General features: G+C 43.9%; 12 protein-coding genes. 5 read left to right on the forward strand and 7 right to left on the reverse strand.

The window, feature by feature from the left end; translation table 11 throughout:
- Window positions 1-167 precede the first annotated feature (167 nt).
- The 3 genes from ybeD (at window position 168) to lipA (ending at window position 2,271) form a co-directional block, all read left to right on the forward strand.
- Window positions 168-446, forward strand: a complete 279-nt coding sequence (gene ybeD, locus AB6D58_RS08685; protein ID WP_026084358.1) for a DUF493 family protein YbeD — start codon at window positions 168-170, stop codon at window positions 444-446.
- A 195-nt stretch (window positions 447-641) separates the two neighbouring features.
- A complete protein-coding gene (gene lipB, locus AB6D58_RS08690; protein WP_004737632.1) occupies window positions 642-1,301 on the forward strand; it encodes a lipoyl(octanoyl) transferase LipB in 660 nt (219 codons plus the stop codon).
- A gap of 4 nt (window positions 1,302-1,305) precedes the next feature.
- A complete protein-coding gene (gene lipA, locus AB6D58_RS08695) occupies window positions 1,306-2,271 on the forward strand; it encodes a lipoyl synthase (RefSeq protein ID WP_017064177.1) in 966 nt (321 codons plus the stop codon).
- A 172-nt stretch (window positions 2,272-2,443) separates the two neighbouring features.
- Here lipA and AB6D58_RS08700 read toward each other — a convergent pair whose 3' ends face one another.
- From AB6D58_RS08700 to AB6D58_RS08710, 3 genes are all read right to left on the reverse strand, one after another.
- Window positions 2,444-3,805 carry a sodium-dependent transporter gene (locus AB6D58_RS08700; RefSeq protein ID WP_372132993.1) on the reverse strand — a complete coding sequence of 454 codons (1,362 nt, stop codon included), beginning with the start codon at window positions 3,803-3,805 and terminating at the stop codon, window positions 2,444-2,446.
- A 289-nt stretch (window positions 3,806-4,094) separates the two neighbouring features.
- Window positions 4,095-4,871: a YggN family protein gene (locus AB6D58_RS08705; protein WP_372157020.1), complete on the reverse strand. Its 777-nt coding sequence runs from the start codon at window positions 4,869-4,871 to the stop codon at window positions 4,095-4,097.
- A gap of 88 nt (window positions 4,872-4,959) precedes the next feature.
- Window positions 4,960-5,433, reverse strand: coding sequence for a GreA/GreB family elongation factor (locus AB6D58_RS08710; protein ID WP_017059917.1), 474 nt, complete (start codon window positions 5,431-5,433; stop codon window positions 4,960-4,962).
- 145 nt (window positions 5,434-5,578) lie between these two features.
- On the opposite strand from AB6D58_RS08710, the gene AB6D58_RS08715 reads away from it, so the two are divergent.
- Entirely contained in the window at window positions 5,579-7,513 is a 1,935-nt protein-coding gene (locus AB6D58_RS08715) for an ATP-dependent DNA helicase RecQ (RefSeq protein ID WP_372157022.1), read from the forward strand.
- Between the two features lie 96 nt (window positions 7,514-7,609).
- On the opposite strand, the gene dinB is transcribed toward AB6D58_RS08715, so the two are convergent.
- Window positions 7,610-8,686 carry a DNA polymerase IV gene (gene dinB, locus AB6D58_RS08720; RefSeq protein WP_029235195.1) on the reverse strand — a complete coding sequence of 359 codons (1,077 nt, stop codon included), beginning with the start codon at window positions 8,684-8,686 and terminating at the stop codon, window positions 7,610-7,612.
- A 163-nt stretch (window positions 8,687-8,849) separates the two neighbouring features.
- On the opposite strand from dinB, the gene AB6D58_RS08725 reads away from it, so the two are divergent.
- On the forward strand, window positions 8,850-10,088 hold the full coding sequence (locus AB6D58_RS08725) for a response regulator (RefSeq protein ID WP_372157024.1): 1,239 nt from the start codon (window positions 8,850-8,852) through the stop codon (window positions 10,086-10,088).
- Between the two features lie 135 nt (window positions 10,089-10,223).
- Here the strand turns inward: AB6D58_RS08725 and nqrM are convergent, their stop codons facing one another.
- From nqrM to nqrF, 3 genes are all read right to left on the reverse strand, one after another.
- Entirely contained in the window at window positions 10,224-10,478 is a 255-nt protein-coding gene (gene nqrM, locus AB6D58_RS08730) for a (Na+)-NQR maturation NqrM (RefSeq protein ID WP_009848378.1), read from the reverse strand.
- Between the two features lie 16 nt (window positions 10,479-10,494).
- Window positions 10,495-11,499 (reverse strand): FAD:protein FMN transferase, encoded by a 1,005-nt coding sequence (locus tag AB6D58_RS08735; RefSeq protein ID WP_017059913.1) that lies wholly within the window; start codon window positions 11,497-11,499, stop codon window positions 10,495-10,497.
- Window positions 11,500-11,673: 174 nt separating this feature from the next.
- Window positions 11,674-12,900, reverse strand: coding sequence for an NADH:ubiquinone reductase (Na(+)-transporting) subunit F (nqrF, locus tag AB6D58_RS08740; RefSeq protein WP_008223085.1), 1,227 nt, complete (start codon window positions 12,898-12,900; stop codon window positions 11,674-11,676).
- Window positions 12,901-12,921: the final 21 nt, after the last annotated feature.

A 12,921-nucleotide genomic window follows, 5' to 3' on the forward strand; every position in this document is an offset into this window, starting at 1 on the left:
CATGATTTACTCATTAGCGAACCAAAAGCCGCCATGTGCGGCTTTTGTTGATCTTGAGTTCGGCGATATTTACACGTAATATTCCGCATTATTACTCGTGTCTGTTGACCGAACACGCTTTTTATCGACATTTCGCCAATTTGCGAGAGTCTAGCCTTTTGGAGCTAATCATGAACATCAATTCTGATGCAAAACTAAAAGACCTCTTAGAGTTCCCTTGTTCATTCACTTACAAAGTAATGGGCCACGCTAAGCCAGAACTGACTGAGCTAGTACTAGAAGTGATCCAGCGTCATGCTCCTGGTGACTACAGCCCAACGCTAAAACCAAGTGCGAAAGGTAACTACCACTCTGTTTCTATCAATATTACTGCGACTTCAATTGAGCAAGTAGAAACTCTTTATAAAGAACTGGGCGAGATCGAAATCGTTCGTATGGTTCTGTAATCTCCGATTACACATGAAAAACAGCGGCTTATTGCCGCTGTTTTTGTTTAAAGCACCCTATCTAGCTCAAATTCATTCAACTTAATTTTCAATAAATACAAAGAAAGTTGAAAAACCTTGCAGTCCGTCTGTAGTTAGAATCATGTTTCGCGTTTATAATGCGTTCACTTTATTAATCCTTGAGGGAGTGCAGCTTTGCAAAATAAGCTAATCGTAAAAAAATTAGGCCGTCAGGATTACGAACCTGTATGGAAAGCCATGCATAAGTTCACAGACGAACGCACGGAAGAAGACGTAGACCAAGTTTGGTTGGTTGAACACAACCCTGTCTTCACTCAAGGACAAGCAGGCAAAGCTGAGCATGTATTAAATGCTGGTGATATCCCTGTAATACAAAGCGATCGCGGTGGCCAAGTGACTTATCACGGCCCAGGCCAATTAGTGGCTTACTTTCTGATTAACATCCGCCGCAAGAAATTCGGAGTACGTGATTTGGTTACTCATATCGAGAACCTCGTAATCAATACTCTGAAAGCTTACAATATAGATTCAGCTGCCCGACCTGACGCTCCTGGTGTTTATGTCGATGGCAAGAAAATCTGTTCACTCGGATTACGTATTCGACGTGGCTGCTCGTTCCACGGGCTAGCACTCAACGTCGATATGGACCTGTCTCCATTCCTACGTATTAACCCATGTGGTTACCAAGGTATGGAAATGGCGCAGGTAAGCCAACTCGGCGGACCAAGTGAACTAGAAAACGTTGAGCAACAGTTAATACAAGAGCTCGTAGAGCTACTCGGCTATGACCAAGTAGACATTCAAGCCACCAGTAACATTACAGCAGAAGCATAAAATCATGAGCAAACCAATCCAAATGGAAAAAGGCGTTAAATATCGTGACGCTGACAAAATGGCATTAATTCCCGTAAAGAATATGCCTGCTGAACAGAAAGAAGTTCTACGTAAGCCTGAATGGATGAAGATTAAACTTCCTTCAGACAGCCATCGTATTCAAGAAATCAAATCAGCAATGCGTAAAAACAACCTGCACTCAGTTTGTGAAGAAGCGTCTTGCCCTAACCTAGCCGAGTGTTTCAACCACGGTACGGCAACGTTTATGATTCTTGGCGCTATCTGTACTCGTCGCTGCCCGTTCTGTGATGTTGCCCATGGTCGTCCTGTTGCTCCTGAAGCTGAAGAGCCGAAGAAACTGGCTAAAACAATTCAAGACATGAAACTGAAGTACGTTGTAATCACTTCAGTTGACCGTGATGACTTGCGTGACGGCGGTGCTCAGCACTTTGCTGACTGTAACCGTGAGATTCGCGAACTCAACCCAAATATTCGTATCGAAACACTGGTTCCAGACTTCCGCGGTCGCATGGACGTTGCGCTTGACCTAATGAAAGACAACCCGCCAGATGTTTTCAACCACAACCTAGAGACAGCGCCACGTCTATACCGTAAAGCGCGTCCAGGTGCGAACTACAAGTGGTCTCTTGATCTACTGAAGAAATTCAAAGAGCAGCACCCTGATATCCCAACAAAATCAGGTGTGATGATGGGTCTTGGCGAGACAAAAGAAGAGATCGTTCAAGTACTGAAAGACCTTCGCGAACATGGTGTGACTATGCTGACACTAGGTCAATACCTAGCACCAAGCCGTCACCACTTACCAGTAGAACGCTACGTGCCGCCTTCTGAGTTCGATGAGCTGAAAGAAATTGCTCTAGAACTAGGCTTCACTCACGCAGCTTGTGGCCCGTTTGTACGTTCTTCTTACCATGCAGACTTACAAGCACAAGGTATGGAAATTAAGTAGTCACGATTACTTAACTAAAAATACAAAGGCGCTGACTATTATGTTCAGCGCCTTTTTTCTATCTTGCAAATTCAGCTATACCTTCATATCGAAACAACAAAGCCACTCCCTATGAGTGGCTTTGTGCTTAACATTTCAAGTTCTGAGTGTTTAGGTTCAGATGAGCTCTGCGTTAACCAAATGAAGCCCAGATAACCGTCGCCACTAAGATTGGGCACACGAACTTCACATACATTGGCCAAACCTTACCAAACCAACCCAATTGGAAGTCAGGGCAACCTTGCTCAAGCTCTTTCACTTTTGAAGCTCGGCTCCATACCCAACCACCAAATAGGCAAAACATCAGTGCAGCAACCGGTTGAAGGTACTGAGTCGCTATCATCGCAACCATTCCAAACATCGCGGCAAAGTTGTAAACAATCACCACACTGAACAGTGCAATAACACCACCAATCACCCAACTCGTTGGTGTTCGTCTGGTATTGAAACGCTCACTCACTAGCGCTACAGGCCCTTCCAGCATCGAAATCGATGAAGTCAGCGCGGCAATCGTTAGCAACAAAAAGAAGACAATCGCGAAGATCTGACCAAGTACGCCTAAACTGTCAAACATCAAAGGCAGAACCGTGAATACTAGCGTATCAGAGCTTAATAATGAGCCATCTTCAGCGTAGATTTGAACACCTTTTTGCATCGCAACAAACATTGCTGGCATCACAACTAAACCCGCAATAAAAGCAACAGCTGTATCAACTAAAGTAACGTTCATTGCCATTTTTGGTAGGTTCTCTTTCTTGCTTAAGTAAGAGCCATAAACCAACATCGAGCAACCGCCAATAGTGAGTGAGAAGAACCCCTGTCCCATTGCCGCCAGAATCAGTTTTCTATCCCACACTTTCTCAAAGTCTGGAATAAGGTAATGTTTTAGGCCTTCCATCGCGCCAGATTGCGTCATGATGTAAACAAACAATAAGCCAAATAAAACAAACAGCGCAGGCATCAAACGAGTCGACCATTTCTCGATGCCTTGCTTAACACCGCCCTGCACAATCAAGATAGTCAGTACATAGAACGCGACGGTACCAAATACGTTGCGCTCAACACTGAAGCCCTTAAACCAATCAGCAATCGCTTCTAGGCCGATAAGATCCGCGACCGCACCAATTAGGAAACAGATCAACCAGCCACCAACAATACTGTAAAACGCCAACACTGCGCTTGGTACACTCAGTCCAACCCAACCGACAAACTCACCGACTTTCTTACCCAAAGGGTTTGTCGTCAAAGATCGCATGCTATCAACTGGGTTTGCTTGGCCGTGACGGCCTATAGCCATCTCAACCACCAGCATAGGGAAAGCAACCACGAAGATCATGATCAAATAGACCAAAAGGAAAGCACCGCCACCGTTGCTGGCAACTTGAGTCGGGAAACCCCAAATATTACCCAAGCCAACCGCTGCACCAGCCGCTGCTAAAATAAAGCCTAAACGAGAGCTAAAGTGCTCTCTTGAAGAGGAAGATTGTTGGTCCATATCGCCCGCATTAAAAATCAGTGAACTAGTTGAGAAGTACAGTAATAAAAAGCAATGATAGGCACAACCAATAAATGAACAATTCTCTGATTTTTACAATCAATGCGCTATTTAGAACAACAAAATTAACAAAAAACCAGTCTTATCGTTCAATTATAAGCAACAAAGCGAAGCAGTAGGCTTAAGAAGGAAATGGATTGAATTGAGATAAATACTCGCCGTGTGGTTCCATTTATACAAACAAAAAGAGCACCGACCGGTGCTCTTACTATTCATCACTAGACTCGAATTAAATTGTGAAGACTTGGTAATCTTTTAAGTTCGGAATGATTTCATGCAGTTCTTGCTCTTGTTCTGCCATCTCATCAAGTGAATCACAGAACTCATTCGCTTCCTCCTGTACTTGTTGAGAGTGTTCTTTCATTCGCTCTTCAACTTTCAGCTTTAATTCAGCCATACTGTCAGCCAGTTCAGTCAGGTTTAGGCCACCGTCTTGTTTCATTTTTTCTGACATCGCATTAAAAGCGCTAGAGATAAATTCTTGGTTAAAGATTTCTTTCGCCTTCTCGAAATCTTCAGACCAGCCATTGACCATCGAATCAAAGCTTTCTGCAGGCAACACTAATTCGCCATCTTTGTAATAACGCGCTTCCAGTTCTGCAAAGTAGGTTTTCATTGATTCTTTTACATTATCAAATGACTCAGGTGAATCCAGGCTAGCCGCGATATCATCAATCACGTCATTGGCTAACGCTAAGCTATCGTTGGCCATTTGTTTCGCACGAGGTAAGTACTCACTCATGTTTTCGCGATATTTCTCAATCGCCGCTTGTTGGTCGGCATCAAGCTCAACCTTCTCACCATGAATATAGAGGTCGTTGTTATCATCAAAAACGGCCGTATCACCATTCACTTGATGGATTTCGACTTTTTGGTCATCAATTCGTAGTTCATTCTTCAAATCAACTCGACACTGAGCAGCAAACGTAGGCAGGCTCACAACTGCCATCGCCGCAGTTAACGATGCAATTAATACACTGTTTTTCATAAATACATAGCTTTTCATAACATCCTCTCATCAATCTGACAGATTACTATACCCTTGGTATATGCTCCTTTGTCAGAGAAACGTTTTATATCTATTAGTCAGTTAGTTAGTCGATAGAGATAACTTCGTAGCAAAACTGTTTATCTGCGACCTTAAACTCAATCTCATCACCAACTTCTTTACCCATTAGAGCCTGGCCAAACGGCGCGTTCGCGGTCACGATGGCAATCTCATTCTCATTCCACGTGACAGAAAGTCCGCCGACTCTCGGCCCCATAAAAAAGTGTTTATATTGATCATGCTCGTCAATGACCACAACGTAACTGCTCACCGTAACCTTCTCACTATCACGCAACACTAAGTTACGATAACACTGAATATCGTCTTCACACTCTTGTACCCTCACCGCTTGACCATGGGCGAGATACGAAGCTTCTAATGCCAATGTATCGTACTTATGTTCAGGCACTGTCTCTTCATCTGTCGCAGCATCAATAGCGCGTTGAGTAGCAGATTGTGCGATACGTAATCGGGATTCAAGTTGCTCTATGATTATTTGGCGAAGCTCAGACTTATTCATACTATTGGGGTGCTTTTCTATAGGAGCTACAGAATAGAATTAGGTACAATCAGGTGCAAGACAATTGATTCATCAAGCGACGCTATCATGAATGGGCGCCCGCTTTAGCATCAATACGACACTTAATAACTCAGGTAGAACATAAATGATTGAGCAGAAGCTAAAACAAGTATTCGGATTCGACTCACTGCGCAATGGGCAAAAGCAAGTCATTGATAACGTTCTATCTGGTCACTCGACTGCCGCGATATTCCCGACAGGCTCAGGTAAATCGCTGTGCTATCAATTACCAGCATTAGAGTTACCGCACTTAACCTTGGTGATATCGCCACTGTTAGCCTTGATGAAAGACCAACTCGCTTTCCTGCACAGTAAAGGCATTAGCGCAGCGGCAATCGAATCAAGCCAAGACCGACAAACCACACAACAGGTTATGCAGTCAGTGCGTAACGGTGACACCAAGATCCTCATGATCTCCGTCGAGCGCTTGAAGAACGAACGCTTTCGTCAGTTTATCTCCCAAGTGTCGATCTCACTGCTTGTGGTCGATGAAGCGCACTGTATTTCAGAATGGGGACACAACTTCAGACCCGACTACCTGAAGCTTCCTCAATACCAAAAACAGCTCAATATTCCTCAGGTTCTACTACTGACAGCCACTGCGACTACAGCGGTTATCCAAGATATGAAGTCAAAGTTTGAAATTGATGAGGAGCGCGTTGTGGTTACGGGTTTCTATCGTCAAAATCTCGATCTGTCGATTCAACCTTGTGAACAAACCAGTAAGCTAGAAACCTTGTGCAATGTGGTTAACCAAGCTTCTCTCGCTCCGACTATTGTTTATGTCACCCTTCAACAAACGGCAGAGATGGTGGCTCAGCAGCTTCGCAATGCTGGCGTTAATGCAGTGGCTTACCATGCGGGTCTTAAGCCTGAAAATAGAGATGCTATTCAACACCAATTCATGAATGATGACGTGAGCTGTATCGTCGCAACTATCGCGTTTGGTATGGGCGTGGATAAGTCCAACATTCGCCGAGTGATTCACTTTGACTTACCAAAATCGATCGAAAACTACTCACAAGAGATCGGCAGAGCTGGTCGAGATGGGCAAGCGTCTGAATGTATTTTACTGGCTAACAAACACGGTTTAAGCACACTCGAGAACTTCGTTTTTGGTGATACGCCAGACAACATATCGATCCAAGCGGTATTAAAAGAGATCTACGAAAATCAAAACATTGGCGCTTCTGGCTCGAATCAATGGGAGATCATGCTTAATCAACTATCACGTGAATCCAACATTCGTCAGTTACCGCTAAAAACACTACTGGTGTATCTCGAAATTGAAGGTGTGATTGAGCCCAAGTACAGCTACTTCGCAGACTACAAATTTAAGTTCATTCGTCCGAAACAGCAGATCACAGAGCAATTTCAAAGTGAACGTCGTCAATTTGTCGAAGCGATTTTCCAATGCTCTCCTCAAGCAAGAGTGTGGTGCCAAGTCGACTTCGATGCGCTTTGGACACACTTCCAAGCCGATCGTCAGCGTGTGATTGCGGCTATCGACTACTTCAATGAACAAGGTTGGATTGAACTAGAAAGCAAGCAGATCACCGATGTCTACGCGATCCACAATATTTCTGAAGATATGATGCAACTGTCAGAGCGTCTAACTGAGTTGTTTAAAGCAAAAGAAAACAGCGAGATAAACCGCCTTAACCAAATGCTGAATTTCTTTGAGGCGGATACTTGCCTAAGCTCACGCCTTGCGAGTTATTTTGCCGATGATAAAGCACCAACAAACTGCGGTCACTGCTCTGTATGTAGAGGAGAAGTGGCAATCTTACCAACCGTTGATGTTGAACCTGTCGATGATGAGACGGTGATGACATGGATACATGAGTTTATTTCTGCTAGCCAACAATTGATTACCGACGAAGCTATTACTCGCTTCTTATGCGGAATCGCCACCCCACTTTCAACCAAGCTTAAAGCCAGTAAAATGGTTGGTTACGGTAAGCTAGAGCAGCAACCATTCAGTGATACCTTAGCGCGAGTTAAGCAACTTCCTAGATAAGCTAATTTCCTTGATTAGAAAAAACCGACTAGGTTATCAAACCTAGTCGGCATTCAAATACCAACACTTCTAAATCTATACTCCCAACGCCTTACCCTAAAAGAAACTCAACTGGCGCATTTGATCTTTGGGTTGCAGCATCACACTTAAACCAAGCAGGCGTATTTCTCGCCCCTGTTGTCTTTTCAATATTTCACTTAACAGTTCTTTGAAGTGTTCACGATCTAAAGAGGCGTGGATGTGCTCAATAGTAGTTTGTTGAAAGTCGGCAAACTTGAGCTTAATGCCCTGTTTGATGATCGCTTTGCTTGGGCTAGCCTTTTCTAAGCGAGTCTCGAGTTCAGGAAATAGCTTATCTTCGATTACCTGCCAACATTCTGCGTAGCTTGAAATGTTTTGGGTAAAGGTGCGCTCTACACCTACCGATTTTCGCTCGCGCTCGATGATAACTTCTCGATCATCAATGCCATGACTGCGCTTCCAGAGTGATGCACCTTGACGGCCAAACTTGAGTAGCAGGTCTCGATAGTCAGACTCTTTGATATCCTTACAAGTAAAGAAACCCGCTTGGTGCAGCTTTTCTATGCTCACTTTGCCGACACCGGGAATCTTTTCAAGTGGTAGCTCATCGATCACTGATTGCACGTCTTGTGGAGGGATAACAAACTGACCATTGGGCTTATTCAGATCTGAGGCCACTTTCGCCAAGAATTTAATCGGTGCAATTCCTGCAGAAGCTGTCAGGTTCAGTTCGTTCCAAATATCACGGCGAATAGACTCGGCAATAAGTGTTGCTGAACCGTGACACCGCTTAGAATCGGTGACATCAAGGAAAGCTTCATCCAAGGAAAGTGGTTCAATGATTGATGTGTATCGAGAGAAGATTTCACGGATCTTTTTAGATATCTCGACATAGACCGACATTCTTCCCGGCACAACCAATAGATTAGGACAAAGCTGTAGGGCCTTTCCGGTAGGCATTGCAGAGCGAACACCAAACTTGCGGGCTTCATAATTACAGGTGCTCAAAACGCCGCGTTGCTTTTCATGCCCACCAACAGCTAACGGGCGATTTCGGTAAGCAGGGTTATCACGCATTTCTACAGCCGCGTAAAAACAATCCATATCGACATGGATTATTTTTCTGACTTTCTCTTGGTCCGAACTGCACATTTGGAAATAACTCAACCTTACAACTGTATCTATGAACAGTATAATCAATTATTCTCAGATTTAAAATGATCTGGAGTCCAGCTAAAGAGGTTTCTCTTCAATAGCCATGAGCTCTTCTGATACTATTGTTAACGAGTATTTAGTCTATAAGTAGGGATCGCTTGTGAGTGAAAAAATACTAGTAGTGGAAGATAGCCGAGCATTTCGCAACTACCTGTACCAACAGCTGAAAAATAGCGGTTATGAGGTAGCAGTTGCTGAATCGATTGCAGAAGCAAAAAACATCTTGGAACAAGAGACGGATTTCTTGTGTGCCGTATTAGATTACTGCTTACCTGACGGGCAAGACGGTGAGATCATTGATCTCGTCTTAGGCTATCAACAGAAAATCATTGTCCTGACCGGGATGTTCGACAATCAACTGCGAGAGCAAGTCCTAGCCAAAGGCGTTATCGATTACATACTTAAAGACAGTATGTCATCAGTAAGCTACCTACTTCCCCTGGTTCAAAGAATTTCGAATAATCGCCATCACAAAGCATTGGTTGTCGATGATTCAGCGGTCGTTCGCCGTTACATAGTTCAACTTCTAGAACACCAATATATCCAAACTATCCAAGCCGAAGATGGCGAACAAGCATTAAAGCTCCTTCATAACGATCCCGATATTACGTTCGTTGTTACAGACCATGATATGCCGAAGAAAGACGGTATAGCGATGATCCGTGAGATACGACGCGATCACGACAGAAACCAGTTGGCTATTCTAGGGTTATCAGGCAGCGATGATCGCACCATGACAGCTCGATTCCTTAAAGCGGGGGCTAACGACTTCCTTTACAAGCCTTTTAACCAAGAAGAATTTTTTTGCCGTATCCATCAACTGCTTGATATGAAAGAAGCGGCCAACGAGCTATTTCGACATGCCAACGAGGATGCTCTTACTGGCTTATGGAACCGTCGTTACCTGTTCAATCAAACATGTAAAGGTTGTGAGCAGCGCAGTATAGCCATGATGGATATCGACTTCTTCAAGAAAGTGAACGACACCTACGGTCACGATGGTGGTGATGCAGTCCTCGTGGAAGTCGGCAAGATCATCAAAGACCATTTTAAAGATGATGTTGCTGTACGCTTCGGTGGCGAAGAATTTTGTATTCAGTCGTGTGGTTCGTTTGAGAGCTTTGTTGACAACTTAGAGTCCATGAGAGAAGCCATTGAAAGCCATGTTGTTGAGCATGACTCTCAAAGAATCAAGGTCAGTATCAGTATCGGCGTAACCGATTTAGACGCGAAGCTAGATGAGCAGATCAAAGCCGCTGATGAGCTTCTTTATACGGCAAAAGAGCAAGGTAGAAACCAACTAGTGTTTGCGCGTAACAGCATGCAAATCGAACAATAGTCATTCGCCTCTGTTTCCATTTTTGGTATACCAAGATTAATTGCTAGACCTCAAAACTAAAAAAGCTCAAGACGATAATCTTGAGCTTTTCAATTTGAGGGCATAGATAACTCTATCCCCTATGACTGTCACCAATTAAGCGATACGGTCTTTACTCCAAGCCGCTTCTTTTTGTTGACGCTCAGCCAGCTTCTCTTCACGGTAAGCTTCACGTGCTTCACGCTTCTTACGCGCGTCACAAGGTTCAGGGCAGTTACATACTTTATCAATACCAACAGCACCTAAACCGCCACAGCTACCTTTCACAACTTTCTTTTGGATAATGTAGCCAATTGACATCGCTGCGATTACTGCAAGAAAAACACCAAATGTAATCAGAAATGTATTCATAATTATCTCGCTTACCTTATTTACCTAAGTATGGCTTAAATGCTTCAGAAGCAATTTCTTTAAAGCCATCTGCTGTTTTTACCACCATGAACACTGGGATGTTATGTTGGTTTGCGACTTCCATTCCTTTTTCCTCACCTAAGACCATAAGGCCCGTAGATAAGCCGTCTGCAGTCATTGAAGACGGGTTTAAAACAGTCACAGAAACCACTTTATGGTGAAGAGGCTTTCCTGTTTCAGGGTTGATGATGTGTGAGTAACGAACACCATCACGTTCAAAATAGTTACGGTAATCACCAGAGGTTGCGATAGCCATATCACCCGGCTCGATGATCTCTTGGATATTACGCTCATCAACGCTTGGTTTCTCAATCGCGATACGCCAGCCCACGTTCTCACGGTTTAAACCTTTCAGACGAATTTCGCCACCAACTTCAACCATGTAGTTGTGAATACCGATAGAATCAAGGTAGTCAGCGACGACGTCAACACCCCAACCTTTTGCAATCGTGGATAGATCGACATACAGGTTAGGTAGGTCTTTCTTCAACATGTTGCCTTCAACACTAAGATGATGGATACCAATCTTAGCCTTGCGAGCCGCCAGCTCTTCATCTGATGGCACAACTTCAGGACGAGCTTCAGGACCAAAACCCCATAAGTTAACTAACGGACCAACCGTTACATCCAGAGCTCCTTCAGTAAGACCGTTCAAACGAATCGCTTCTTTCACAACCGTCGCTGTTTGCTCAGATACTTCGAACGCATCCGCACCTTTATGCTGGTTGAAACGGCTTAATTCGGAATCTTCACGGTAAGTCGACATCTGGTCGTTTACTTCTTCAAGTAGACGATCGATCTCTGTATGAACTTCATTAGACTCAGGAAATTCATCACCATTGATGTATTTAATATTGTAACTCGTGCCCATCGTTGGGCCACTCAAATGCACTTGCTCTCTTGACTGCTCACAGCCCGCAAGAAAAATCAAAGAAGTTAATGCAACAAGCCAAATTCTCACTTGCTTACTCCTGTCTAATGTTGAGGATTTATATAAGGAAAAATAAGAGTAAAAAATAGGTATTTTGAATGCCTTACTCTTTCTTATATAAGCCAGTATGTTGTCAAAAGCTGTCTTAGAAAAACAAATGGCTGACTCGTAGGAGTCAGCCATAATATCAATCACTTAAGTGGATTAACCACCGAAGTCATCTAGTAGGATGTTTTCATCTTCTACACCAAGATCTTTCAGCATGCCGATAACAGCAGCGTTCATCATCGGTGGACCACACATGTAGTACTCACAATCTTCAGGAGCTTCGTGATCCTTCAGGTAGTTTTCGTACAGTACATTGTGGATGAAACCAGTGTAACCGTCCCAGTTGTCCTCTGGTTGAGGATCAGACAGTGCACAGTGCCACACGAAGTTTTCGTTTGCAGCCGCTAAGCCATCGAAATCTTCAATGTAGAACATCTCACGCTTAGAACGTGCGCCATACCAGTAAGACATCTTACGAGTAGACTTAAGACGCTTAAGTTGGTCGAAGATATGAGAACGCATAGGCGCCATACCTGCACCACCACCGATGAATACCATTTCATTGTCTGTGTCTTTAGCAAAGAACTCACCAAATGGACCAGAAATAGTACACTTGTCGCCTTCTTTAAGAGACCAGATGTATGAAGACATCACACCAGGAGCAACATCAGGGTTGTTTGGCGGCGGAGTCGCGATACGAACGTTCAACTTGATGATACCTTTCTCTTCTGGGTATGAAGCCATTGAGTAAGCACGGATTGAATGTTCTTTAACGATAGACTCGTAACGGAATAGGTTGAACTTATCCCAGTCACCACGGTATTCCTCAGGAATATCGTAATCTGCGTATTTCACGTGATGTGGTTCAGCTTCAATCTGAATGTAACCACCCGCGCGGAACGGTACTTCTTCACCTTCAGGGATTGCTAGCGCAAGTTCTTTGATGAAAGTAGCTTCATTGTTATTCGAGATAACAGTACATTCCCACTTTTTAACACCAAAGATATCTTCGTCTAGTTCAATCTCCATGTCAGTTTTCATAGCAACTTGACATGCAAGACGTTCGCCTTCGCGAGCTTCGCCTTTAGTGATGTGATCAAGTTCAGTTGGAAGGATGTCGCCACCGCCAGACTTAACTTTTACACGACACTGACCACAAGAGCCACCGCCACCACAAGCAGAAGATACGAAAATACCAGCGCCAGCTAGGGCGCCAAGTAGCTTGCTACCAGGTTGAGTAACGATCGCCTTTTCAGGGTCGCCGTTTACTGAAATAGTGATGTCACCTGATGGTACCAGCTTAGACTTAGCGAAAAGAATCACTAGTACTAGAGCCAATACAATAATGGTAAACATCGCTACGCCAAGAATAATGCTTTGCATTTGTTATTCCTTATTACTGGG

Origin of the sequence: Vibrio sp. 10N.239.312.D08 (assembly GCF_041466145.1) — a bacterium.
GTDB classification, from domain to species: domain Bacteria; phylum Pseudomonadota; class Gammaproteobacteria; order Enterobacterales; family Vibrionaceae; genus Vibrio; species Vibrio crassostreae_C.

Coding starts and splice junctions, on each gene's coding strand:
- lipA (WP_017064177.1), top strand. CDS start 1,306: ATGAGCAAACCAATCCAAATGGAAAAAGGCGTTAAATATCGTGACGCT.
- AB6D58_RS08700 (WP_372132993.1), bottom strand. CDS start 3,805: ATGGACCAACAATCTTCCTCTTCAAGAGAGCACTTTAGCTCTCGTTTA.
- AB6D58_RS08705 (WP_372157020.1), bottom strand. CDS start 4,871: ATGAAAAGCTATGTATTTATGAAAAACAGTGTATTAATTGCATCGTTA.
- AB6D58_RS08710 (WP_017059917.1), bottom strand. CDS start 5,433: ATGAATAAGTCTGAGCTTCGCCAAATAATCATAGAGCAACTTGAATCC.
- AB6D58_RS08715 (WP_372157022.1), top strand. CDS start 5,579: ATGATTGAGCAGAAGCTAAAACAAGTATTCGGATTCGACTCACTGCGC.
- dinB (WP_029235195.1), bottom strand. CDS start 8,686: ATGTGCAGTTCGGACCAAGAGAAAGTCAGAAAAATAATCCATGTCGAT.
- nqrM (WP_009848378.1), bottom strand. CDS start 10,478: ATGAATACATTTCTGATTACATTTGGTGTTTTTCTTGCAGTAATCGCA.
- nqrF (WP_008223085.1), bottom strand. CDS start 12,900: ATGCAAAGCATTATTCTTGGCGTAGCGATGTTTACCATTATTGTATTG.